This window comes from Chitinophagales bacterium, assembly GCA_017303835.1.
Taxonomy (GTDB): domain Bacteria; phylum Bacteroidota; class Bacteroidia; order Chitinophagales; family Chitinophagaceae; genus JAFLBI01.
This window is the reverse complement of the sequence record JAFLBI010000002.1, coordinates 210,221-234,069: the sequence shown is the minus strand read 5'-3', so window position 1 is coordinate 234,069 and position 23,849 is coordinate 210,221. Positions and strand designations below refer to the sequence as shown.

The window sequence follows — 23,849 nt, the reverse complement described above, 5'->3', positions numbered from 1 at the left end:
GGAATGATATAATATTTAAGTAGAAATGCTTTGATTATAGTTTTACTACAATGCTTGATAAGAAATAAATAAATCACTATGATATAAAGAAGTTCAAATAAATTAAATGTTTCAAAAGCATAAGCAAAGTACCAAGGCAACTTTAAATTTTCATGAATCCAGAATAAAGATAGCAAGTTGAAATGTCTTAACTCTATGTAAGAATAATTTTTTTAAAAAAACAAAAGCCATATGAATTCAAGAAAATACTGAATTATAAAAATGTATGAAGAGAACACAATAATTGTGAACAGTGTTTTGCTATCAAAACTAATTTCTGAAATTAACCCACCTATTCTAAATAAAAGAAATGTAATAACTATAGTAACAAGCTGGCTTAATAATATCATTAATAGCCCCCAATATGTAGAATAGTTTATAACTCCACTAATAAAATCAATGTGAATAGTGGCACTAGCATTTGCAAATGCTACTTGCGATAATAAAAATATTATGCATATAATAATAAATTGACTTAAGAACAGAATAAAAAGACTAGGTCTCCTATTATATAAACTCTTTATACTCATTTAAGTACACTTATGTTAATCATTCAAAACAACTGCTTCTATATAAAGCGATAAATTTGGAGTATTTCCTTTTTGGAGTCGTTTAAACCCTTCTGAATTAGCAAACAGCTTTTTAATATCAGCCTCTCGCCATTCTTGCTTGTTGAATCTTTCAAAAGTTTTAAAACCCTGATCAGATTTCTCAAAACCGATTCGTAAGTCATTAACCTCTTTGCCAACAATATCACCTGAGTATCTACTAAAGTTGCCCAAATATTCGACTCCTATAAAAACACCAGCTTGATAAAATGGGGCTTGTAATTTTTTAATTTTTACAGCAATATTATGATCTCCAGGATCTGTAACTATGATAAACACATTGCTATCCAATAGCTCTTTTGCTGGTCTAAAAAAGCTGTCGGGTTCATATATGTGCACACGTATCGCAGCAGGTTGGTTCCCCGACTTTCTAATTTTGAAGCTAATCTTTTCAATAAAAAGCCTTGCTCCATTTTGAGGATTGGGAACAAAGGTCGCATATTCAAAACCTGAACTTCTCGAAATATGAATAGATGATCGTAACCGCTTATCACCTAATTTAATACTTTTATAATTAAAATTTTGAGAATAAACGACTACCTCTTCTAATTCTCTAATATCAGAAATTAAAGAAATTGAATCAAGTGTATTAATATCAATAGGAACAAACTTAATTGTTTTGTATCCAATACAACTTATAGATATTGTATCAGATACATTTAAATCAATTTTAAAATTGCCAGTTTCATTACTGTATACGCCATTTTTTTTAACTAAATTAAATATCGAAGCAAATGAAATTGGTTTTCTAGTTTCCCGATCAATTATTATTGCTGAATAACTTTTTGATTGACCAATTAAATTATTGAAACTAAATAGTGTTAAAATTGAAAGAAATAGTAATAGCTTCATAAAGTAATATTAATTGGTATCCGTTGTTAAATAGAGCAACGGATACCAAAATGCTGATTAAAAAACTACAGGCGGACAATCTCCTTGAATGTAATCGTATTGATAGTCAACTTTAATCCAAAAAGCAGAATACGAACGAACACAAGATTGATGTCCTGTAGCATCACAGGGTCCACAACTCCATTCGCTCCAACCCCAAAATTTTCCGCCTTCGGTTCTTTCCATTTGATTGAAATCCATTTTTTTCATTTGAATTAAGTTTTCATATTACTCCCCCCCTTTCTTACACCACGGGTGATTGTTCAGCGGTTTTTTTACTTGCTTATACTGCAAGGCTCCAGTTTTGCTTTTTAGCTCGGCTGTGAAACTACCCGAAATAGATTCGCTCTCTATTAACGTCCATTTTTTGGTTAGACAAATGGGAATTATGGATTACCATTTTATAATAATTATAACATCATGGTTGAATTACTCTAGCCACAGATATTACATTTATTTGAACCAAAATAGTAATTGAGGCAATAGGTAGAATGAAGAAATAAACGGATTATACCCCGTTAATCAACGGTTTTTTAGGTGAAAAACACCCCCCTTTAAAACCGGGAAATTTCCCCCTTGTCTATAATCTCTTTTTTTATTATGCGTATGATTCTAATGATTTCCTTAGTATCGTATAGTTCTCTTCATCAAAACAAACAAACACTACCCTTGATGGTTTTTTAACTTGGTTACCGAATTTCATAACCGCATCAACAGCAATTGTTGCCGCCTGATCTTTAGGAAATCCATAGACTCCAGTACTGATATTGGGGAATGATATAGAATCACAATTATGCTCCACTGCAAGCTTCAAGGAATTCTCGTAACACTCCGCAAGCTTTTGATGCTCTTCTCTCTGACCATCTCTCCAAACTGGACCAACAGTATGTATTACATATTTTGCCGGCAGATTACCAGCTTCGGTTATCACAGCTTCACCAACCTTACAAATCCCATTCTCTGCCACTATCTTCTTACAGGCTTCCAAAATTGCTGCCCCCCCAGCTTTATGTATCGCACCATCCACTCCTCCTCCACCTTTTAAAAAGCAGTTTGCAGCGTTAACAATGGCATCACAAGTAATTTTTGTAATGTCTCCCATCACTACTTCAATAGAAACACCCATATACAAGAAATTTAGTCTGATTAAAACAAAGTCTTCGGCGTTCCATCATCATTACCAAGCGGCGGTAAACCCTGCCATGCGTAGGGACTCATCTTATCTGCTCCATCCGGTCTTTCCTTCGTGGTGCGGATGGTGAAAACAGGCCATGCTGCTAATTCCTCCGAAGGAATCTCGTAATTCACCATCTCCAAAATTTGCTCATCAGATAAATCCGGCTTAATCCAGTTTAAAGCATCCTCAGGCTGCATAAAAACAGGCATCCTGTGCTTATTAGGCCCGTGATTATGTATTTGCTGCATTAAGGTGTTTGCGGGTCGTGTAACGACTGTAAATGTGCCCTTCAATTCTCCTGTCTCTGCATCCGGTATCGGAGAGTAATTATAAAATCCCGGTAAAAAAACTTGCCGGCGGTTTGCGAGCTTAATGAAGTACGGCACTTTATTCTTCCATCCCTTGATTTCCCGGTGTTCAAAGATTCCATCAACAGCAATTAAGCACCGCTGTTTTCTTATCCGGTACCACACCGACTTCTTATCCAATATCTTTTCGCTGCGGGCATTTGCCATCTGTATCCGGTATTCTTTGATCTTTTCCGGTGTATTCATATAATCGGCAATAAGACCCCATTCGAATTGTACTAATCTTGGTTCCTCCGGTGTCCCGATGATAACAAGGCATTTTCGGTTACTCATCGAAAGCACATGACTGGTTACTGAAAGGTCTATAGATAGCTGTCCATCGAGTTTGATGTTGGGAAGAATATCACTAATGAATTCTACCGTATTTGCCGAGAAGGAAATGTCGTGACACATGCTAGCAATTGTCTATTTCATCAAAAGTTACCTGAATTTTCCTTCCCTGAAAGGACAAGGTGCAAAAAAGCTTCCCAAATTTTAGGTAAAAGTCCACATGGAGGGTCTGTCCTTTTTTCGGTTGCCAGTCCGTATTTCGGTACATCCAGCGATTGATTTTTTCCTTCACATTCTTTGTGATGATCTTTTTGTAGTCATCCCGGAAGTAAGCTGAAAATATTTTGTACCCTGCTGGCTGATTTGCAGCAATTTTTAACCGATTTAGGTCTTCCTCTTTTTGTATGTCGTAGATGTGTCGAAACGGATCGTGCAAGACGGCCTGAAAATGTGCTTTTGCATGGTCTTCTTCATTGTAATGAGTAAAAATTAGTGCCTTCACATCATGGTGAAAATGATCGAATCCTGCAGGCCAGGCGTTACGAACAAAAAACCTGCAACCACGCTCGATGGATTTCTCTAAAACGTCCATTGAAAATGGAAAAACAGGATTGTATGAGCCACCTTTTTGTATCACAATTCAAACGTTGAATTTCCTATTTTTTTGAAAACTTCTACAGGAATATGGATCATGAAAAAAATTCCCGCAATTCCATCTGCCATTTCATATAATTCATCGTCGTTTTTTGAAAAAATCATCTTGTCATTCCTTTCCAAAAAGGACAATAAAGGAGATTCCTTAAGGAGTGGAAAAATATGATACGATTCATCGGTGATTTCCTTGGAATAATGTCCATACGCCCAAAAAAAGCTATAGCCTTTTTCCATTAATTCGTGCAGGTAGAATCTATTGAACTCCACCGACACACATCCGTTAAATTGTATCATCCTACCCATTTAAAATCAGTTGCTTTTGTCGTGTATGCTGGTGACAATCTTTCCTGCCGAAGCTTCCATGCTCTTTCCAACCCCTGCGAACCAAAAATTACCGTGTTTTTTCCATAGGCTGCATTGATATTATCGACTCGCTGCATCAACTCATTTTTCGTTGCATCGGTTGAATCGAAAAAAAGGTTGGTTTGTGTGGTATTTTCTGGAACCAAGTCCATGACCATCACACCTGCTTTTTTGAAAAAATAACCTTCTCGGTAAATCATCTTCAATCCCCGAAGCGCAGCACCGATAATTTGGTCTGCCCGATTGGAAGCAAATGGTAAAATCAGCCGTATTCCCGTACTTAATTGTCGATCCTGTAAACGGTGCGCGTTGGTTTGTAAAAAAACGTAGAGAGATTCGGCAGCACTATGCTGTCTGCGCAGTTTTTCGGAGCATGAAAAAGCATGATTTGCTACTGCTTCGCGGATGTTTTTTTCGTCATTCAATAATTTACCAAAAGAACGTGCTGTACAGATCGCTTTTTTTACCATTCTCGGTGGCAACCATTCGATAGCTGGGATACCCTTCAATTCCATCCATAACCGCTCTCCTACTACCGTCATGTTTTTTTTGACCCATGTCTTAGGAAGTTTGGTAAAATCGTATGCTGTTTTAATGCCAATTTGCTCTAATTTTTTACGATGCATCGAGCCAACACCCCAAACATCCCCGATAGCCGTATTTTTCAATAAATCGTCGATAGCATCTTCCGAAAAAAGACAATGGACACCGATCGAATTCCTTTCTTTTTTTGCATAACGATTGGCCATTTTTGCCAGTGTCTTCGTAGGAGCGACACCAATGGAAATAGGAATGCCCACCCACAGCCTAACACGTTCCTTTATTTTCCTGCAAATTCCTTCGATTTTCGATACTGGAATGTATTGAAAGTCTGCAAAAGCTTCATCGATTGAATACACTTCCAAATCAGGTACCATTTCCCGAATCACCGTCATCACCCGCATGGACAAATCACCGTACAATGGATAGTTGGAAGAAAAAACAGCCACTTCCTCTTTTTCCAGCATTTTTTCTATCATGAATGCGGGAGTGCCCATCTGAATACCGACAGATTTTGCTTCGTTGCTTCGAGCAATCACGCAGCCATCGTTATTCGATAACACCACCACGGGCTTTTTTTCCAATGCTGGTTCAAATAATCGTTCGCAGGATGCATAAAAATTATTGCAGTCAATGAGGGCTATCATTCATGCAAAATACTAAATTATTTAGTAATTTTATAGGACATTTGTTCTCCCCCAATGAAACATAACCACCAGTAATAGTGGTTATAATTACTATCTCTACAATTTCCTGTAGCAGCCATCTACATTAAGACACTGCATTTGCAAAACTTTAAACCTTCTTCCTTACACAAAGTCATAAAAGGCCCAATATTTATTAAGTAAATAGAAGTTAGCAGCTTTAATTTACATTTGATAAAATATTGCTGCGTACAAATCTGCTCCAAACTACCACTCGCGGACACGCAGTTTATAATGCCAAAGTTGTTATCGCAGCCACGATAAGCGTGGGGTGATACTTTAATTGGCATACGCTGTGGTAGGCGTTGGAGCAGTTTTAGTAAAGCTCCACGCGGTTTTTTATGAACTATTTGTCTAGGAGCTTGACAAATACTCCAAACTACCACAAAATGAAAAGGAAACTACATTTCCTAAATCTGCTATTTATTGGCAGTGCTTTTCTACTATCAAGCTGCACGAAAGAAGGTCCTGCCGGACCAGCAGGGCCAGCAGGTGCAACCGGACCTCAAGGACCAGCAGGTGTAGGTACAATTAAGACAAGAGACATTGTTATTCCTGCATCTTCATGGTCATGGTCAACAGCAGCCACTCTTTATCTGGCAACAGTAAACAATCCCGATATTACCACAGATGTCGTTACAAAAGGATCTGTTACAGCCTATCTAAAAACAGGTAATCTTTGGGACAAGCTTCCCCTTGTTCAGTTTTCTTCCACAGGAAGGGTATACAATTACAGATTCCTTTGGTCTCAAGGACAAATGATTTTTACTCAAGGATTCAATGATGGTAACAGAAGCTTTACTATATCTCAGGATACAGTAAGAGTAGTATCGATTTACTAGTCAATTTCAAAAAAACATTTTCAATTCAACTACTTATGAAAAAGTTATTTCTATATACAACAAGTATAGTGGTCTCTTCAATTGTCCTAATGGGATGTGCTACATTATTCGGGAAAAGCTCTTATCCTGTATCAGTAAATAGTAACCCATCTGGAGCTACAATTAGTATCACAGATAAAAAAGGTAAAGAAGTATACAGAGGCGCATCTCCAGCCACTGTTAGCTTAAAATCAGGAGCGGGGTTTTTCTCTCGTGCCGAATATCAAGTTAAAATTTCTGCTAAGGGTTTCGCAGAACAAATAGTACCAATAAACTTTAAGTTAAATGGATGGTACTTTGGTAACTTGTTTCTTGGGGGAGTTTTAGGTATGTTAATAGTAGACCCTGCTACAGGTGCTATGTGGAAATTAGAAACACCTCCAGTCAATGTAACACTCAAAAGTAGCAATGCACAATTATCTCATTCTCTAAAGATTATTGACATTAACACAATTTCTATTGACGAAAGAAAAAGTCTTGTAAGATTGAAATAAGATTAATCAAAGAGGGCCATCATAATACGGCCCTCTTTGGATTATCTTAAATTGGGATATTGCCTTTCATGATGCTGCCATGCGATAACAAATCTTTTAAACTCATTAATTTCTTCTCCCGAATATTCTATTGTAGTAAAAATCAGCTTCTCTCCATTTTCATCAAAAATCACTAACCCTAGATCTGGATGCTCAAAACGGTAACGTTTATACCATTTGCGGCTTAGGCATTCAAAGATGAAATCTCCGTGTTTGAGTGATACGATTGCAGAAAGAGTGGATTCTGGATCATCGCCGGCATTTCGCTTAGTTGGGATAATTGGTGGTGGTATGGCAAGAAAGGAATTCATTTATGATAGTTCTAAATTAAGCTTATACACACTTAAGACTATTTGTAATAATTCTTGAATCTTACAAGAAACTCTGCTAGAAAATAATACACCCTACAATAAGCCAAACTGCTATTATAGATATTTTTGTCTTTTTAATCATCCTGCACGAAGATTTATTTGTTAGCAACTTTTATTCTGTTGTTTTCTCTTTTGACTTTCTCTTGTTTTACTGAAACGTCAATGCAGTAACGTAGTAGAGTGTCAATCTGTTTACCGACTTTAGAAAAACCAAAGGTTCTTGCTAAGTAGCGAAGGAGTTCATCTTCTTCAATGCTTAAGTTGTTATTTACGACTTCCTCTAAAGCTACCATTACTTCTTCGGGAGCAATGTCTTCCATATTCCGTTTTTCAATATCATTACTTCGATAGTGATCTAAAATAGTATTGTTTTTCCAATAAAAGGGTTGATGATGAGTAGTTTCAACTAAATTCATCTCTTCGATAACTCCTTCCAAGAGCTTGTCTAATCTTGCCCCTACACGACTAGTGTTCCATGCTTGCAATACTTTTTTATACAATAAGCTTTTGCTGATAGGAGCTTCTGTATCGACCAAAGATTGTATTTGCTCTTTGATAGTATTCCGGTTATGAAATTCAAAAATAGTCTCACTATTGGCAAAAGAAACAGTAGTTAAGGTAGCAGCTACATAAGGTTTTTGTTTACTTTTAAAAATAAACGGTGTAACCTCTTTGGGCATTACTTTAATTGGTTCAACTAAGGGTTCAACAGCAGGTTCGTTAATATTCTCTTCCTTGACTTCGGGCTGGGTTTGCAAATGCTTTACTTTTTCAAAAATACTATCAACAATCTTTTCGGAATTTTCATACCAGTCCATTGTCCAGATGCGATAAACATTCCAACCTAAGGCTTTAAGTACAGAGGGCATAACCATTTCTCTATCATTAGCTGTTTGAGCTTTGTAGTAATAATAGCCGTCAATTACTACACCTAAAATATATTGTTGGGGCTTGTCAGGATGAACAATACCAATATCCACTTTAAAACCTGAAGTCCCGATATTACATTTAACCTCTAATCCTTTCTCCTGTAACTTTTTGCTTATGGAAGCAGACAAATGTTGTTTGTTTAGTGTTTCCTGAACATCTTCGGGGCGAACACTCAAATGTCCTTTTTCAGCAAATTGTAAAAATGCTTTAAGGCCTGCCACGCCTTCAGCAGATGTGCGGCTTAAATCTATTTGGTCTGCATGTAGTGTTGAGAATAGGTGCATTTCATATCTTGCACGGGTTATGGCTACATTTAATCTACGCCATCCGCCATCACGGTTTAATGGACCAAAATTCATGCTCATTTTTCCTTCTTCATCAGGTGCATAGCACACGGAAAAGAGAATAATATCACGCTCATCGCCTTGGACATTCTCTAAGTTCTTTACAAACAAAGGTTCATTACTTTCATTAGCATGTTCTTCCAACCTAGGGTCGCTCATAAAGAGTTTTTGAAGCTTTTCTTCAATCAGATTTTGTTGTGTTTGACTGAATGTTACAACACCTATACTCAATTTTCGCTTTTCCGAATTGTTGTAGTGAGATTTAATATATTGAACTATTTCATCAGCCTCAAATCTGTTAGTTCGTGTTTTACCTTTATCATAAAAACCTTTGATTTGATGATACTTTACTTTTCGGTTCAAGTCATCCGATGAGGGAAAAGTAAGCAGTTTGTTTTCATAATAGTTTACGTTGCTGAAAGCAATTAAACTTTCGTGCTTGCTGCGATAGTGCCGCAATAAATATTTTGAAGGAACAGACAATGACAAACAATCATCAAGAATACTTTCTAAATCTTCTACATCCATGTTTTCTTCGTCTAACTTGATAGTACTAAAAAAGGAAGTAGGTAGCATTTGCTTTGGGTCGCCAACGATCACCGATTGTTTTGCTCTTGCTAAAGCACTTACAGCTTCGCAAGTTGGTAACTGCGAAGCCTCATCAAAGATCAAAATGTCAAAATGGTTTGTGTTTACATCAAAATACTGCGCTACTGAAATTGGGCTCATCAGCATACAAGGTGCAATACGTGGCAACAGATTAGGAATTTGGTCAAACAGCTTTCTAATACTCAATCCTCTGCCTTTATTTTTTATTGCTCTTTGTAAAATTCCAATTTCAGAACTTTGCATCGCCTCAGCAGTATTGTTTGGTAATTGTGCAGCTAATTTTACTCGTAATTCCTGAATGGTAAGATGCTGAAAGTCTTTAGCAATTTTTTTATATTGCTCAATTTTACTTTCAAATAAATCAGCATTAAATAAACTTAGAGCCTCATTTTGTGAAATAACTCGTTGTGCAATCGAAGAATGGGCGGTGTAATGAAAGTAATCTGTCAAGTTCTCAGCACTGCATAATTTATTTTCATAAGCGCTTATAAACCAATATAACTGTAAGTTTTCTCCTTGCTTACGAAGTTGCACATAATTCATCCAGTTTTTTAAATATGGAAGATGTGTTTGAATATTATGCAATTGATTTACGGTTTCAGTAATCCAATTTTCGTTCTGTTGAAACTGGACTCCAGTAAGTGTTTCGTAACTTTTGATTTCTTGGTTAAATGTTGTTGCAAGTTGAATAAAATCGACAATGGCAGTTAAACTCTTTTGCTTAATTTCAGCTAAATACTGCAAGTTTTTTCCTTGCCATATCTGAATCCATTTGCCAAGACCATTTCGATCCCAACTATTTGTTGCATTACTTAACTTCTGAATTAACTCAGCTTTACTACCGATGTCTACTAAATCAGTTTGCTCATCTTTGAACAAACTTTTTAGGGCTTGTTGTACTGATAAAAAACGATCTTGTTGCAAAAGGCGTTGCACTTCCTGCAATTGATCTTGTAGGAGGAAAAGCTCCTCTATTTCGCTGTCACTATTGAATGGAACATTTCTATAGACAGATAATTGCTTTTTGATTTTCCTAGATTGAAACCATTTCAGCAAGAACCAACTTTGTTGTGCCTTTTTCCACTGTATTTTTATCGATGAGACATCTGAGGTTAAAATATTCCGGTTGTAGTCTTTTAAAATACTGTTTAAAAGTATTTGATATTTATTATATACTTTACTCCATTCCTCATACACACTGTAGTTTTCTTTATCGGATAAATAACCAATAAGCTCTAAATGAATATCCGGTAGTTGTTGGAATACAATTATGACTTGAACATATTGTTCCCACTCAGTTTTGGCTTGTATTGGAAAAGGAAAATAAATTGAGTTTGCAAGCGATTGAGATTTAATATTAAAATCAGTCAAAAGTTTTAACAGCTTTTGAGTTTGTGCAGAAATTTCATCATTAACCGAAGCAGAGTACTGTAACAAATTCAGGGCAGTAAGCGGGTTTTCAGATGGATGAATAATCAAACTTGCAATGGATTGAAATTGCGGAAGCCAATCAGTCCATTGCTGCCAAAGATTGGTGTTTAATTGTTGCAGAATGGTTTCGGGAATAAAATTCTTTGAGAGTTTTTTATCACGGTAACTTTCTAAAGCTGTTATGCTATCATACAAACTCCATCCAAATTGTTGCTTTTGGTGTAAAACGTTTACATATTGGCTTATGGCTTTTTTAGCAGCATCTAACCGTTGTGCTTCTTGTTGAAAATCGGCTGTTCTTGCAAGTTTTCCTGTTTCAATTGATTTTGCCAATTGCGCCAACACATCCGATTTTTTAGATTTATTAGAATGGAGTTCTAATATAAAAGGTGAAAGCCCAATTTGCTCTAATCGTCTTTGAACAACATCTAATGCAGCTTTTTTAGCTGCAACAAACAAAACTTGTTTGCCACGATACAAAGCATCGGCAATGATATTGGTGATAGTTTGAGATTTACCAGTTCCAGGAGGGCCATGTAAAATAAAACTATGTCCTTGTTGTGCAGTAAGCACAGCTTCAAATTGGGAAATATCCGTCGGAATGGGCAAAACTATATTATGCGAATGAATATTGTCAAAATCGGTAACTGAATGTGGATCATGACTTTCATTGAATACTAATTTGCCTTCAACCAAACTGCGAACCATATCGCTTTTTAGCAATTCTTCCTGATGCACTACAATGTCTTTCCAAAGAATTAATTTGCTGAAAGAAAAGTTACCCAACACTAATTGCTCCACTACATCCCAACCTTTCAAATGCATAATAGCCCTTCGAAGAATGCCCATCACTTTTGCTACATCTACACCTTTGTCGTCAGTTGGTAATTGTTCTAATGACCCCAAATTCAGTTCATACTCCTGCCGAAGAAATTCAACCAATGTAATGTTTATCATTGTTTCTTCTTCACGGCTTTTCAATGTGAACTTGCTATTTACCGACCGGCGGCTTATTTCAACAGGCAATAATAGAATCGGAGAATATCGTGGTTGTTCAGGTGTTTTTCTATCAAACCATTTCAGCAAACCCACAGCCAAATACAGAGTGCTTGAGCCATTTTCTTCAATGGATTGCTTTGCATTTTTGTGAATATAAACGAGTATATTGTCTAAGTCTTGTTGATGGTAATGGGTTAGTAAACGATTATGCTTTAATTCATCGTTTGCCAACTGAAATAGTGGCGATGAATGATGGAGAGGCTGCATAAACAAATTATACCTTCTCAAAACCTCTGCATTTGGATTAGGCAATATTGAAAAACTTTTGCCATCCGATAATGTGTCCTCCAAGTGGCTGATGTCAATATCAACCAACTGTAACATATTGCGAGTGATATGTAAATTGAGCAAATTATTACGCAGCGATAAATCTAACAACTTACGTTCCCATATTTTTTGCTTCGTTTTAGGCTGCTTACCCTGTAATAGTTCGTCTTCATAAATGGTTCCAATCTCAAAATGGTTTTCCATTGCAGCCGTTTCGGTCTGTTTTATTGCATCCTCATCTAATTGAGTTACTGTTCCGTTTGTAAGCAATGGCAACGGACGTATTCGCAATGTTCTTGCTCTTTTAATATCAACCGATAGCAAAAAATCATCTTTTTGAACTAATTGAGCTTCGCCTAAATTTAGTGCATCACTGAACTTAGTATTATTACCCTTGCAAACACTTGTAGCTTCAACGGCGGCCATTTCACGAATGCCTTTTGAAAGCCTTTTGGTTATGGCAGTCTTGTCGTCATTGATAGCTTCTGAAAACTTGTTATCCTGTAACCAGCATCCAACAAATGCGTGTCCTCGCACTATTATCAAAATTGGATTTAAGTCAACTGCTTCTAAACAAGCAGCAAACAATAAGCTAATATCAATGCAGTTTCCAAATTTCTCATTTTGAATAGTATTCAGCAACCTCAAACGTTGCCCAATTTCCTCATAACCCGGTGGCAATGAACTATAAACTATTTCCTCGCTTTGAATGGCCGAATAAATAGCAGACATCATTTGCAAAACCCGTTCAGGGTCATTACTTTGGTAACCTTCAAATGCAGTTTTTAATCCTTGCTTTTCTAAAATATCAACCGCCTTTCTTTTTATATGATAGACGAAAGGATGATTAGGCGTAATGTAAGACGCAATCATTTCAGGCAAAAATTGAAAGCCACCGAAATATTCTAATGGATAAACATTAATCGTAATACTTTCTTTGATAATTGCTACATCATTTTCAATAACCTCAATTGAGATGCTTGCTATTTCAGTTTCGGATAATTTGTTCAAAAAATGGCGGCTTACTTTCAGTCCATCTAAAGGAATTTTTATCTGGCTTTTCGCAGGAACAAATGCAACTATGTATTCAAACGGCTCAATGCAAGGAAAATCAGAAGCTATCTTAACAAAAAGCTGATTAGAATTATTTTCAGATATATTTTCAATACTCAATGCCTGAACAGGCTTAATGTCGTTCAGATAGAGTGAAATGTTTAGAAATGGGAGTGTCTGCTTGTGTAAAAGGAGAGAAATATGTTCTTGCATGAGTATGATATACTATTTGAGTTCTTCAAACTTAGCTTTCATTGATTGGTTGCCATGAACTAATTTATTAATCTCCATTCTGAGCCTCTGACTATTTTGTTCATGGTTTGCTTTCTTGTCTGGTTTCATTTTCACGTCGTCCGACCATATTGCTAATACAATATTAGCCTTTCGCCATTTCTATTCCATCTTTTCTTGCTTTTGAAATTTGTAAATCATCATCTATTTTCAACATTGTCAAAATAAGCAACTTCAAGTACGTGAAATAAGCATACTCGTGTTTTTGAATTTCGTCTGGGTTTGCCTGCGTTCCATGTAAGTAGCTATTCCTTAAATCTAGTCCATTGGTAAACTCACTTTTATTTAGGAAATAGTTGAAATAAGATTGTTCCGCCTTTGAAAATAACGATCTTTCAAAAAATACTATTTTTTCGCTTGCCATTTTCATGACCTCCTTTTGAAACTCTATCGGATAACGATAAAATGAAGCAACTTCATTATCGTATAAATCTTTAAATATGAATAGTTTTTCTGTATTCGTTATCTGAATAAAACCATTATCGTCTACGTTGATAAAACCTTTATCAATTAAATAATTCAATTGCGGCTTTTGATGCTCTTGATAATTATTGAAAGAAACTTGTTCGTTTACAAGTAAGTCAAAAAAGGTATGATATTTCTCTTCTTTGAATGGTTCAACATAGGTAAGCAGCGTTTGGTCGGAAAAAAATAGATTTGAGCAACCAACCATTTCTTTGTTGTCGGAATTGAAGTAGATGTATTTATTTGAATTCAGGCTCGGAATGTCTTTAATTGAAGTTGGTGATGAAGATATCTGCAAAAGCTCAAAATCTATTTTACCGTCTTCAACGAAAAGTTTGAATTGTTTAAGGATTGATTCAAATTCAGGGGCAAGTAACCTTACTTTTTCAAAGTATGAATTTATTACCGCTGGAATTAAAAAACGGGCATTATCTGCAAAATCGTATTTTACTTGAAAAGCAGTTGTAAAAGCATAATGTAAAATGTTTTCTATAGATGTATTTAAGTCAGTAAGAATTTTATGGTAACCATAAATCTGACCCTGGGAAGTCATTTCGGCTAATGAAAAACCAGTACCAGTTCTATATTCGTTTTGAGAGTGAACCCCCATAATTTTTTCAAATAAGCCCAATTGGCTTTTCTTACTTACAAGGTTTATTCTGTTTTGATTGTCAATAAACTCAAATAAGTATTTAAAATTTTGAAATAGTAAATATGGTTTATTGTTTTCTTTAATAAAGTCTAAACTGTAATTATAGTGAGCTACAAGTCTATCATCAATATGAGCATCTTTTATTTTCGCTGCATTCACAGGGAAGCTGATTAAAACACCATAAGTCATCCCACCATTTTCAGCAAAAAACTTTTCTGTTTCGCTTTTGTGAAGTCGTTTTGCTTTTAGTCTTGTTTTGTCAGAAATTTTGAAATCACTCCTATTCTTCACATTTTGAATTAGACCTATGTAATTCAAATTAGTATCGGTTGAGTCCAAATAACTTGAAATGATATTCTCTTTTTCAGTAATTGTCAAACTTTTAGGAATAAACATTGAATTTTTATGAAATTCATATTCTGTTTCATAAAAATTGAGCAATATTTCAGCCGATTGTGAATAGGTTAATAAGAAATTCTTTAACTCAGTATGATAATAATCAACTAGTCCTTTATGAGTTAAAATTTCGTGAATCAAGTAAGGTTCACTCTCAAGAATTTTACTAAATGTCGGCTTTGATATTCGTTTAAAAACATTGTGATCACTTACTATTTCCCAAAATGAATGAATATAGCCGTGTAGTAATTGTTCATGTAGTGCAACTAAATTTATATCCGTTATGGTTGAAAAATACTGTCCAATAATTTTTCCATATTCTGCTACTTTTTGTTTGAAATTATCAATATCATCATGTGTCCAACTTTTTAAATACAAGTCGTTGTCCAAGTATTTTTTTAAGTTGTAAAGTTCTAAAACATCATTAATGTCTGTATACGAGGATTTCGTCTGACTTCTTAAGATATGTTCTCCTTTTGACAGGTGATATGGACCAGCCAAATCTTCCTTTGTGTAAAATTCAACTCTATTTAAATCGTGCTGATGCATAGTTTGTATAGTCTATCTCTATGGGGTGACGGCTTACATTTTGCGGCTTTGCGTTCGGGCGCGTGTAGAAGTAAAAATTCCCAAGTTTACACAGTCCGCCCTGATTTTTCGGGGTCACCCCGCCTGTCGCAAAACCTATTGTTGACTGTAGTCTAATTTGTAAACAAAATCAGTCTTGGTAATGACACTACGGATGTAGATTATTTAGTAGTGTCTGTCAATCCGCCAAAAGATGTTGAAACTATTGACCACAACGCCAATTTAGTTTGTCGCCTTTGGATGAATTATTTCCCCAATAAAGTGGTTGCAAATTGCTTATATTATCATCACCGCCATTTGCAACTGCTTTGATATGGTCAATTTCCCATCCGTAGTCAGAATCTCTATTACCGTGTTCTGTATATTTCATTGCGTGTCCACAAATGTCTCTCCGCCATAATGAACTATCATAACCTTCAATAACTGAGCCTTTTTGCCAAACTGCTCTTTTTTCTTGTTCTGACCAAGATCCACCATTTCGATTAGTGTTGTGTTGTCTCGCCATTGTGAATTGTTTTAAATTATAAATAAGTGTCAAAAAATAAAAGCATTTTATTTTGTCCACCTTATAAACTAAAGGCTGTATCCGTCAAGCGTTTCAGCTAACTCTAATACTTTCTAAACCTAAACGTTTAAGCATACTGGTTAACAATACTTAAAATAAGATTCGTAATACATAAATACATTCGTTTTATTTTAGTTAAGTGTTTACAGATAGCTTTATAGCATAATCATTTTCCACACTTAATACTAATTAAGTACACGAAATTTAACCAGCTATTGCCGGCGCAATAAAACATTGGGGATAGGATTCTAAAATACAAATTATAACTGACTTTCAAAGTACAATAGCTAAATCTTATATAGACTAAGGCTATTGAATCAACAATCATTATCTAATAAAACCAATAATCATCCTTAAATCATGTCAAGCTTTCATAAATTCACTTTGATGAATGAATGGTCTAAATACGGACAATGGCGTCACCCAGTAGAATGGTGGCAAAATGCCCTAAATCAGTATTTCGACAAAATGCATCCTGATAAAAAAGCAAATAATCCTAAAGTAATCGAGGTTGGAGAAAATTCAATAATCTTTGGTTTAAGTAGGCATCAAGGACGTTTGGTATTATCTAAAAGTTCAATCCTTAAAGTAACAAATCCGGAAAGCATAAATCTAAAAACTAGTACTCAGGTAAAAACAAAGTGGCAAACTTATGGGCCAAGTGAATATCCAATTCTTTATTGGACTAATTGCTTGTACAACTATTTAGATTATGTACACAATTCGTTAGAAACACTTCCCTTGATTAAAGAAATTAATGATGAAACAATCCATTATAAGTTTGAGCATGAAGACGACTTATATATCATTTCAAAATGGGAATTAGAAAACTATTTTTTACTTAAGCCCCTTCAAAACAACATTTACTCGCCTAATACGCTTCTGACGCGACACTTTATCGATATCCCGACTTTTAAAGAAATTATCAAATTAGAAATATATACCGAAATAGAATATCCCAGCTTAGTTAACCCGTTAATAGAAGATATACTTTCAAAGAATCCTCAATGGAAAGACAGCTCATTAAGCGGGAATGAGCTAAAGAAAAGCATCTATGAAAAACTAATTATCTACTTCGAAAGATGCAATTTCGTGAAACTTAGGTTTTAAATTTAAAACCTAAGAAACTTATCTATTCCCTCTTGAAAAGCATAAGCACGTAATGTTAGACATCGTGACTTCCTAATAAGTGCCGCCATTTTAAATCCTGCATCCTTATAATTATCTGGATTGCATTCCTCAGGATAGGGCTTGAAAATATCCAACCATGATTGGGCCAAGTACTTATCTAAAGGTGATTCGTAAGCTATTTCTGATGGGCTTGGACTCTCCAAATCAGCACTAGCCAATGCCTTGGCAGGTAAAGGCAATTGATTTTCCCTACTATGCTTAACTAATACATCGTCAAGCAATAGCCTAAAATATTGAGAGACGGTCAACCCCTTTTCACGAGCCAACCGTACAAACTGCTGGTAGTACTCAAGGGTCACCTTAAAGCCAAGGGTTTTGTTATATCTTATCATTTTTGTTGTTTTTCAATGTTTTCATTAATTTGCCATCGTAATAGCAAATTAATGAATTATTCAACTATCGAATTATCTTTTTTAGGCAGTTTAATCATGGATCGCCATTTCTCCACCAGTAAAATGGGGGTTAACCAGAAAATCTTTGGGACTTGGAGAAGACACAAACTCATTCCTGTACAGAAAAATGGAAAGTGGACGAAGGCAAATTTTGTGGAGATCGTTTGGATTAGAATGCTGGAGAATATGCGTCGCATGAACTGCTCCGTAGCAACCATGAAAAAGGCCTTTTATCTCTTTTTTCAGAAAGCTTGGGAAAATAATCTAGCTGATAACAATCGTAAAGTCAAGATAAAGTACCTCCAAAACTATATGAAAGAAAACGGGTACACTGTTGAAAATATGTATGAGCTACAAATCTTACAGGACATAGACGAAAACCTCGATCTCAAGGCTAGACTAGATTTTGAGGTGAACTACCTGTACGAATTATTAGCGCAAATAATTTTAAAAGGTGGTGAGGGTGGTTTAAAGATTGACTTAAACGGAGACTGCGAAATTTATTACATAGATAGCAATAAACTCTCTAATGTAGAAAGTCTGAGCTTGATACATGGCCCTATGATTACCATTCCAATTAGCCACATCCTTGCAGAATTACTCCTTGACAATTATGGAATAGAGTTTCTATATAAACACATATTTATAAATGAGGATGAAATGCGGGTAATTAAAGAGCTCCGCAATGATAACGTTGCTTCAATTACCGTAAGCAAAGGAGAGGATGATACACTCAGCATATCAGCAAATGAGAAAGGATTGATCACTGGTGAACAGGCCCGTAAAATCATGCAGATACTGGGTATTAAGAACTACTCCAGCATTGAATTAAAAACCAGAAACAATAGCACGTTGAGCTTTATAAAAAGCAATCGAGTATAAAATCCGTTTGAGACGGCAACATTGTTCAATCGGCTGTTCTGCATTTGACATGCCAACAGCTTCAGCCGATGAAACATGAACCCCAACATTCAAAAAAATGAACATGTACAAAACCTACAGTTAACAAAGGAAGAAATACAATCCATACCAGCATTTGCACAAGCAGACGATGCAACTTTAGAAAAGCTGCGTAGTGCTGTATACGAATTATCCATTCTTCTATACCAAATTCATCACCATGAACCAGCTTGACTATTTCAAAAAGTTTATACCCAAGGATGATAGTATTACGGAACAAACCAACTTTCAGGTTTGGTCTTATACAAGGGTTAGCTCCAAGGATCAATTTGAGAAGAACTCGAGTGTAGACAACCAGCGCACAACCAATCAACAGTATGCAACCAATTTTAAGTTGAATATTGTTGAGGAGTTTGGTGGCACCTATGAAAGTGGCAAGTCTGATTTTACCAGAAAGGAATTTAAGCGACTTATTGATAAAGTAGAGAAAAGTAGACGCAAGCCCTATGCGATTCTTGTGTTTAAAATGAGTCGCTTTTCTCGTTCTGGAGGAAATGCAATCGGGTTGGTTAATCATTTAGTAGAAACCCTCGGAGTACACTTAATTGAAACAAGTAGCGGAATTACCACTACCTCAGAGCGAGGCAAGGCCAGCATCTACGAAAGCCTCTTTCACGCATATAAGGAAAACCTAGAGCGCAAAGAGATCATCATCCCTAACATGAAGAGCTTTCTCAAAAAGGGATTTCGCTTTGGAGCAGCACCGCTGGGTTATGACCACTTTGGACCAAGGGTAAAGCGTGAAGGTTATATGAGCACCAAGCAAAGGATCATCATCAACAAAGACGGGGAAATACTCAGAGAAGCATGGAACTGGAAAGCAAGTGGGTTATATAGTGATGTTCAAATTATTGCAAAGCTACAAGCGAGGGGGATAGATATCCTACAGCAGAAGCTTAGTAAGATTTGGCGTAACCCATTCTACTGCGGTATTCTCGTTAGCAAAATGCTGGATGAGCCGATTATGGGCAATTGGGAACCATTGATCAGTATTGAGCTATTCAAGAAAGTACAGGATATCCTTGATGATAATCCATGTGGATACAATCATAACCCATATGAGGATAAACGACCGCTGGCCAGAGTTGCCCGCTGCATTATCTGTGATGGCTATTTAACGGGTTACGAGGTAAAGGCTAAGGGTATTCACTATTACAAATGCCCCAGATGTGTTGGGATAAATGTTAACGCTAACTCAACTGCTCGATCAAAGCGAACAGGGGTCAACGATGTATTTAAACACTTTCTCACTGGCTATGATATAGAACCCTCCATTCTACCGTTACTGGAGATGCAGCTGACCAAAATATTCAAGCAACAGAATGAGGTGGCGATGCTTAGTTATGATAGAATTGTTGAGCGGAAAAGGACTGTTCAGGAACAGCTGAAGTCAATCAAAATTCGACATGCATTAAACGAAATCGACAAAGACACCTATCAGCTTACGCATGATCATTTGATGGATAAACTAGCCCAAGTTGAGAAAGAATTACCCAGCTTCAACACTACTTTGTCTAACCTTGATAATTTGATCACGAAAAGTTTAGAAAAAGCCGCGAACCTCAATAAAATATGGGATTCCAGCGGATTGGAGCAAAGACAGAACATGTGCAGAATACTGTTTCCAGGCGGAATTTTCTATGATGCGAAAAAACACGCATTTCTAACCAAGCGTGAGAATAGTTTTCTTGCTCTAACACGTTCTTTATCAAACGTATATACCGAAAATAAAAATGGGACTTCTCAAGAATTGCTTGAAAAATCCCTTTCTGTAGCGGGATCGGGAGTTGAACCCGAGACCTTTGGGTTATGAATCCAACGCTCTAACCACCTGAGCTACCCCGCCATTTCCTTTCGGGCTGCAAATATAGGTGGCAAAGCCAAAAAACCGAAAACAAAGCCCATATTTCACTTTAGCTAAGCCCTTAAATGTTATAATTTTCCAAAACCGCTCACCCAGACTAAGCTTTTGCTCCATATTCCGCTCCATGCATGAAACAAGCCACATGAGAAAGCACCTAAACACCCTGACAACCCTGCTGATAGGCACTGTACTCATTAGCGCATGCAGCAAGAAGGATCAAATTAGCACCACCAACCCAACTACCACCACCACAGCTGATCCACTAGCCGCACTGGACCTGCCTGCCACAGCATTCAATTATGCCAATATTGCTGTACCAGCTTACTACCTAGGGCCCGAAATCATTGCCCAGCTGAACACCCCCAATAACAACCCTATTACCGATAATGGCGCTACACTTGGCAGAGTGCTTTTCTATGATAAAACACTCTCAGCCAACAACACTATTTCTTGCGGCTCCTGTCATAAACCAGATTTGGGGTTTTCGGATACAGCCAAACTGAGCAAAGGCTTTCAGGGCGGACTCACCGGCAGAAACTCCATGAGCATCATCAATGCCCGTTACTATGCCAATGGTCGCTTCTTCTGGGATGAAAGAGCCAGCACACTGGAAGTACAAACCCTTCAACCCATTCAAGACCATACTGAAATGGGCTTGACCCTGGATACTTTGGTAAACCGCCTGAGCAGAACCACCCATTATCCTGTGCTATTTACCAATGCTTTTGGTAACAGCACTATTACACCTGATCGCGTATCTCGTGCACTTTCTCAGTTTGTTCGCTCTGTGGTTTCTTACCAATCAAAATATGATGCAGGCAGAGCAACATTAGCACCCGGACAAAACCCTGCTGTAACACCTTTCGCCAACTTTACAGCACAAGAAAATCAAGGCAAACAAATATTCTTAGCGCCAGCTAGTTGCGGTGCTTGTCACGGAACAGAAACTTTCGTAGCGCCTGGTTCAAGAAACAATGGTTTGGATTTAATCCCAACAGATAATGGTGTTGGTGCAGCATTAGGTATCGCCAACAGAAACGGCGAATTCAAAGTAACTACATTGAGAAACGTAGAAATCACAGCACCTTATATGCACGATGGTCGCTTCAAAACTTTGGAAGAAGTGGTAGAGCATTATAGTAGCGGCGTAAAAAATCATCCTAATTTATCGCCACCACTACGCGCACCTAACGGTGCAGTGGTAAACAGAAATTTCTCTGAAGCTGAAAAAGCAGCATTGGTTGCTTTCATGAAAACATTAACGGATAGAACATTGGCCACAGAAGCCAAGTACAGTAATCCTTTCAGAAATCGATAACAGAATTAGTAACTGATTAATTTCTCCAATCTGCCTGCCACTTTCTCAGCGGTGGGCAGCATGGCTTTCTCCAGTGCCATATTGATAGGAATAGCCGGCAGGTTCAATGCACCCATCACTTCTACTTTTGCATCTAAGAAATGATAGCATTGATTGGTAATACGCAGCGATAATGCTTCTGCAAATGAATTATTCTGTTGCTCTTCACTTAACACCAATACTTTACCATGACGCTTCACTGCTTCAAATACAGTTTGCTCATCTAATGGGAAGAGTGTACGCAAATCAATGACTTCAACCCGACCATTCAACTGCTCAGCAGCTTGCTTGGCCCAATACACACCCATGCCATAAGTAATCACTGCAACAGATTCACCTTTACGCACTTTATCTGCATCTGCTGCATACGCAACAGCTGCTTTACCCAATGGAAGTATATAATCTTTGGATGGTTCAACCGTTTTGGCATCATCTGTACCGGGCACTTTGCTCCAATACAAACCCTTATGCTCCAACATCACTACAGGGTTTGGATCCAGAAACGCAGCTTTCATCAAACCCTTCATATCTGCAGCGTTAGATGGATACACCACTTTAATACCCTTGATACTTAAGAGCGTACTTTCTACACTACCACTATGGTAAGGACCACCACCACCATAAGCACCTACTGGCACACGTAATACCATCTGTACCGGATACTTACCGTTAGAGAGGTAACAAGACTTTGATACTTCTGTTACCAACTGGTTCAAACCGGGATAGATATAATCTCCAAACTGCACTTCTACAATCGGCTTCATGCCTACTGCAGACAAACCAATGGTAGAACCAACAATATATGCTTCTTGAATCGCGGTATTGAACACACGATGATCACCATATTTTTCTGCAAGTGTTGCTGCTTCGCGAAATACACCACCTAAACGCTTACCAACATCCTGTCCGTACAAAATCGCTTCCGGATGTTCTTGCATCAATTCATCAATCGCATGCAAAGCCGCATCCACCATCATGATCTTCTCACCATTCTTCGGACTGCGTACACCTCTTTCTTCCTTCACGGGTGTAGGTACAAACACATGCTCTTCTACTGAATGCACATCAGGCTCAGCTGCTGCAACCGCTAATTGGAATTGCTGCGTGATTACCTGCTCTGCATCTGTTTCTACTTTATTTATTTCATGCTCGCTAAAACCAATGGTACCGAGCAATACACGCATTTTTGGAATAGGATCGTACAAACCATGCTTCAACAAATCTTCTCTGGTACGATAAAACTCTTTTCTTACACCACTGGTATGGTGACCCAGCAATGGCACTTTTGCATGTACCAGTACAGGTCTTCTCTCGTAGCGAGCATATTCTACTGCCTGCTTCATGGTTTCATAACTGCGCATGAAGTCGCTACCATCGCACTGCATACGCTTCAATCCTTTGAAGCCACAAGCAAACTCGTAGGCATTCATGGTGCGGGTTTCTTCTGCACTAGCACTAATACCCCAGCCATTATCCTGCACTAAGTATACAATCGGTAATTGCTTCAATACAGCAAACTGTAAAGCCTCACTCACTTCACCTTCGGTAATACTACCGTCGCCTAAGGAACACAATACAACAGGAGAACGACCATCTGCATCTTTGCGCAGAGTATCGCTATGGTATTTTTCCAGAAACTGTATGCCTTGCGCCAAACCAGTGGTTGGAATAGCCTGCATACCTGTTGCACTACTTTGATGTATGATGGAAGGACGATCGCTGTCTTTGCTGCTAGGGTGACAATAATAGGAACGACCACCGGAGAATGGGTCATCTTTCTTCGCCAGCAACTGCAACATCAATTCGTAAGGTGTAAAGCCAGTTGACAGCATTAAACTGTCATCGCGGTAGTAAGGGCTAACCCAGTCAATCGGCAGCAACTGCATACCTGTTGCTATCTGAATGGCTTCGTGACCGCGGCTAGTAGAATGTACATATTTGCAAACCTGGCGGTTGGCATCATAGGTATCACACATGGCTTTGGCCGTGACCATCAGCCTGTATGCATTCATGATGATTTCTGGTGTTAACATGCC

The 23,849-nt window shown here is 37.3% G+C and carries 20 protein-coding genes, 1 tRNA gene and 1 pseudogene; 8 read left to right on the top strand and 14 right to left on the bottom strand.

Annotation, left to right across the window (positions count from 1 at the left end; all coding sequences use genetic code 11):
* Positions 1-584: 584 nt before the first annotated feature.
* From J0L83_13745 to J0L83_13715, 7 genes are all read right to left on the bottom strand, one after another.
* Positions 585-1,499 carry a carboxypeptidase-like regulatory domain-containing protein gene (locus J0L83_13745; protein MBN8665639.1) on the bottom strand — a complete coding sequence of 305 codons (915 nt, stop codon included), beginning with the start codon at positions 1,497-1,499 and terminating at the stop codon, positions 585-587.
* Between the two features lie 57 nt (positions 1,500-1,556).
* Complete coding sequence (locus tag J0L83_13740; protein ID MBN8665638.1) at positions 1,557-1,748, bottom strand: hypothetical protein; 192 nt, start codon at positions 1,746-1,748, stop codon at positions 1,557-1,559.
* 388 nt (positions 1,749-2,136) lie between these two features.
* Positions 2,137-2,664 carry an O-acetyl-ADP-ribose deacetylase gene (locus J0L83_13735; protein MBN8665637.1) on the bottom strand — a complete coding sequence of 176 codons (528 nt, stop codon included), beginning with the start codon at positions 2,662-2,664 and terminating at the stop codon, positions 2,137-2,139.
* Positions 2,665-2,684: 20 nt separating this feature from the next.
* Positions 2,685-3,476 carry an SOS response-associated peptidase family protein gene (locus J0L83_13730; GenBank protein ID MBN8665636.1) on the bottom strand — a complete coding sequence of 264 codons (792 nt, stop codon included), beginning with the start codon at positions 3,474-3,476 and terminating at the stop codon, positions 2,685-2,687.
* 1 nt (position 3,477) lies between these two features.
* Positions 3,478-3,990 (bottom strand): hypothetical protein, encoded by a 513-nt coding sequence (locus J0L83_13725; GenBank protein ID MBN8665635.1) that lies wholly within the window; start codon positions 3,988-3,990, stop codon positions 3,478-3,480.
* The gene (locus J0L83_13720) at positions 3,987-4,241 is read right to left on the bottom strand and encodes a hypothetical protein (GenBank protein ID MBN8665634.1); all 255 of its coding nucleotides are present in this window, start codon (positions 4,239-4,241) and stop codon (positions 3,987-3,989) included. Before J0L83_13720 ends, J0L83_13725 begins: the two co-directional genes overlap by 4 nt.
* A gap of 56 nt (positions 4,242-4,297) precedes the next feature.
* Positions 4,298-5,557, bottom strand: a complete 1,260-nt coding sequence (locus tag J0L83_13715; GenBank protein MBN8665633.1) for a Y-family DNA polymerase — start codon at positions 5,555-5,557, stop codon at positions 4,298-4,300.
* Positions 5,558-6,003: 446 nt separating this feature from the next.
* Between J0L83_13715 and J0L83_13710 the strand changes: the two genes are divergently transcribed.
* Together J0L83_13710 and J0L83_13705 are read left to right on the top strand one after the other, a co-directional pair.
* Positions 6,004-6,456, top strand: coding sequence for a hypothetical protein (locus J0L83_13710; protein ID MBN8665632.1), 453 nt, complete (start codon positions 6,004-6,006; stop codon positions 6,454-6,456).
* A gap of 35 nt (positions 6,457-6,491) precedes the next feature.
* Positions 6,492-6,989: a PEGA domain-containing protein gene (locus tag J0L83_13705; protein ID MBN8665631.1), complete on the top strand. Its 498-nt coding sequence runs from the start codon at positions 6,492-6,494 to the stop codon at positions 6,987-6,989.
* Between the two features lie 41 nt (positions 6,990-7,030).
* On the opposite strand, the gene J0L83_13700 is transcribed toward J0L83_13705, so the two are convergent.
* The 4 genes from J0L83_13700 to J0L83_13685 all read right to left on the bottom strand — a co-directional run bounded on the left by J0L83_13700 (position 7,031) and on the right by J0L83_13685 (position 15,989).
* Positions 7,031-7,339 carry a hypothetical protein gene (locus J0L83_13700; protein MBN8665630.1) on the bottom strand — a complete coding sequence of 103 codons (309 nt, stop codon included), beginning with the start codon at positions 7,337-7,339 and terminating at the stop codon, positions 7,031-7,033.
* Positions 7,340-7,494: 155 nt separating this feature from the next.
* Positions 7,495-13,305: a DUF3320 domain-containing protein gene (locus J0L83_13695; protein MBN8665629.1), complete on the bottom strand. Its 5,811-nt coding sequence runs from the start codon at positions 13,303-13,305 to the stop codon at positions 7,495-7,497.
* A 163-nt stretch (positions 13,306-13,468) separates the two neighbouring features.
* Entirely contained in the window at positions 13,469-15,445 is a 1,977-nt protein-coding gene (locus J0L83_13690; GenBank protein MBN8665628.1) for a hypothetical protein, read from the bottom strand.
* A 241-nt stretch (positions 15,446-15,686) separates the two neighbouring features.
* On the bottom strand, positions 15,687-15,989 hold the full coding sequence (locus J0L83_13685; GenBank protein MBN8665627.1) for an HNH endonuclease: 303 nt from the start codon (positions 15,987-15,989) through the stop codon (positions 15,687-15,689).
* Positions 15,990-16,436: 447 nt separating this feature from the next.
* On the opposite strand from J0L83_13685, the gene J0L83_13680 reads away from it, so the two are divergent.
* Positions 16,437-17,159, top strand: coding sequence for a hypothetical protein (locus tag J0L83_13680; protein MBN8665626.1), 723 nt, complete (start codon positions 16,437-16,439; stop codon positions 17,157-17,159).
* 2 nt (positions 17,160-17,161) lie between these two features.
* Here J0L83_13680 and J0L83_13675 read toward each other — a convergent pair whose 3' ends face one another.
* Positions 17,162-17,572 carry a hypothetical protein gene (locus J0L83_13675; protein ID MBN8665625.1) on the bottom strand — a complete coding sequence of 137 codons (411 nt, stop codon included), beginning with the start codon at positions 17,570-17,572 and terminating at the stop codon, positions 17,162-17,164.
* Positions 17,573-17,623: 51 nt separating this feature from the next.
* On the opposite strand from J0L83_13675, the gene J0L83_13670 reads away from it, so the two are divergent.
* From J0L83_13670 to J0L83_13655, 4 genes and pseudogenes are all read left to right on the top strand, one after another.
* On the top strand, positions 17,624-18,514 hold the full coding sequence (locus J0L83_13670; protein ID MBN8665624.1) for a hypothetical protein: 891 nt from the start codon (positions 17,624-17,626) through the stop codon (positions 18,512-18,514).
* A gap of 75 nt (positions 18,515-18,589) precedes the next feature.
* Positions 18,590-18,766: a hypothetical protein gene (locus tag J0L83_13665; GenBank protein MBN8665623.1), complete on the top strand. Its 177-nt coding sequence runs from the start codon at positions 18,590-18,592 to the stop codon at positions 18,764-18,766.
* A pseudogene (locus tag J0L83_13660) lies at positions 18,753-19,241 on the top strand (recombinase family protein). Before J0L83_13665 ends, J0L83_13660 begins: the two are co-directional and overlap by 14 nt.
* Before the next feature lie 12 nt (positions 19,242-19,253).
* Positions 19,254-20,405 carry a recombinase family protein gene (locus tag J0L83_13655; GenBank protein ID MBN8665622.1) on the top strand — a complete coding sequence of 384 codons (1,152 nt, stop codon included), beginning with the start codon at positions 19,254-19,256 and terminating at the stop codon, positions 20,403-20,405.
* Here J0L83_13655 and J0L83_13650 read toward each other — a convergent pair.
* A tRNA-Met gene (locus J0L83_13650) sits at positions 20,365-20,438 on the bottom strand. The genes J0L83_13655 and J0L83_13650 overlap by 41 nt on opposite strands.
* Before the next feature lie 160 nt (positions 20,439-20,598).
* Between J0L83_13650 and J0L83_13645 the strand changes: the two genes are divergently transcribed.
* On the top strand, positions 20,599-21,774 hold the full coding sequence (locus tag J0L83_13645; GenBank protein ID MBN8665621.1) for a c-type cytochrome: 1,176 nt from the start codon (positions 20,599-20,601) through the stop codon (positions 21,772-21,774).
* 5 nt (positions 21,775-21,779) lie between these two features.
* Here J0L83_13645 and J0L83_13640 read toward each other — a convergent pair whose 3' ends face one another.
* Positions 21,780-23,846 carry a tungsten formylmethanofuran dehydrogenase gene (locus tag J0L83_13640; protein MBN8665620.1) on the bottom strand — a complete coding sequence of 689 codons (2,067 nt, stop codon included), beginning with the start codon at positions 23,844-23,846 and terminating at the stop codon, positions 21,780-21,782.
* Positions 23,847-23,849: the final 3 nt, after the last annotated feature.

Bases quoted from the DNA above. Each gene is read 5' to 3' on its own strand.
- J0L83_13745 (MBN8665639.1), bottom strand. From the start codon at position 1,499: ATGAAGCTATTACTATTTCTTTCAATTTTAACACTATTTAGTTTCAAT.
- J0L83_13740 (MBN8665638.1), bottom strand. From the start codon at position 1,748: ATGAAAAAAATGGATTTCAATCAAATGGAAAGAACCGAAGGCGGAAAA.
- J0L83_13735 (MBN8665637.1), bottom strand. From the start codon at position 2,664: ATGGGTGTTTCTATTGAAGTAGTGATGGGAGACATTACAAAAATTACT.
- J0L83_13730 (MBN8665636.1), bottom strand. From the start codon at position 3,476: ATGTGTCACGACATTTCCTTCTCGGCAAATACGGTAGAATTCATTAGT.
- J0L83_13720 (MBN8665634.1), bottom strand. From the start codon at position 4,241: ATGGAAAAAGGCTATAGCTTTTTTTGGGCGTATGGACATTATTCCAAG.
- J0L83_13715 (MBN8665633.1), bottom strand. From the start codon at position 5,557: ATGATAGCCCTCATTGACTGCAATAATTTTTATGCATCCTGCGAACGA.
- J0L83_13710 (MBN8665632.1), top strand. From the start codon at position 6,004: ATGAAAAGGAAACTACATTTCCTAAATCTGCTATTTATTGGCAGTGCT.
- J0L83_13705 (MBN8665631.1), top strand. From the start codon at position 6,492: ATGAAAAAGTTATTTCTATATACAACAAGTATAGTGGTCTCTTCAATT.
- J0L83_13700 (MBN8665630.1), bottom strand. From the start codon at position 7,339: ATGAATTCCTTTCTTGCCATACCACCACCAATTATCCCAACTAAGCGA.
- J0L83_13695 (MBN8665629.1), bottom strand. From the start codon at position 13,305: ATGCAAGAACATATTTCTCTCCTTTTACACAAGCAGACACTCCCATTT.
- J0L83_13690 (MBN8665628.1), bottom strand. From the start codon at position 15,445: ATGCATCAGCACGATTTAAATAGAGTTGAATTTTACACAAAGGAAGAT.
- J0L83_13685 (MBN8665627.1), bottom strand. From the start codon at position 15,989: ATGGCGAGACAACACAACACTAATCGAAATGGTGGATCTTGGTCAGAA.
- J0L83_13680 (MBN8665626.1), top strand. From the start codon at position 16,437: ATGAATGAATGGTCTAAATACGGACAATGGCGTCACCCAGTAGAATGG.
- J0L83_13675 (MBN8665625.1), bottom strand. From the start codon at position 17,572: ATGATAAGATATAACAAAACCCTTGGCTTTAAGGTGACCCTTGAGTAC.
- J0L83_13670 (MBN8665624.1), top strand. From the start codon at position 17,624: ATGAATTATTCAACTATCGAATTATCTTTTTTAGGCAGTTTAATCATG.
- J0L83_13665 (MBN8665623.1), top strand. From the start codon at position 18,590: ATGAACCCCAACATTCAAAAAAATGAACATGTACAAAACCTACAGTTA.
- J0L83_13655 (MBN8665622.1), top strand. From the start codon at position 19,254: ATGAAGAGCTTTCTCAAAAAGGGATTTCGCTTTGGAGCAGCACCGCTG.
- J0L83_13645 (MBN8665621.1), top strand. From the start codon at position 20,599: ATGAGAAAGCACCTAAACACCCTGACAACCCTGCTGATAGGCACTGTA.
- J0L83_13640 (MBN8665620.1), bottom strand. From the start codon at position 23,846: ATGTTAACACCAGAAATCATCATGAATGCATACAGGCTGATGGTCACG.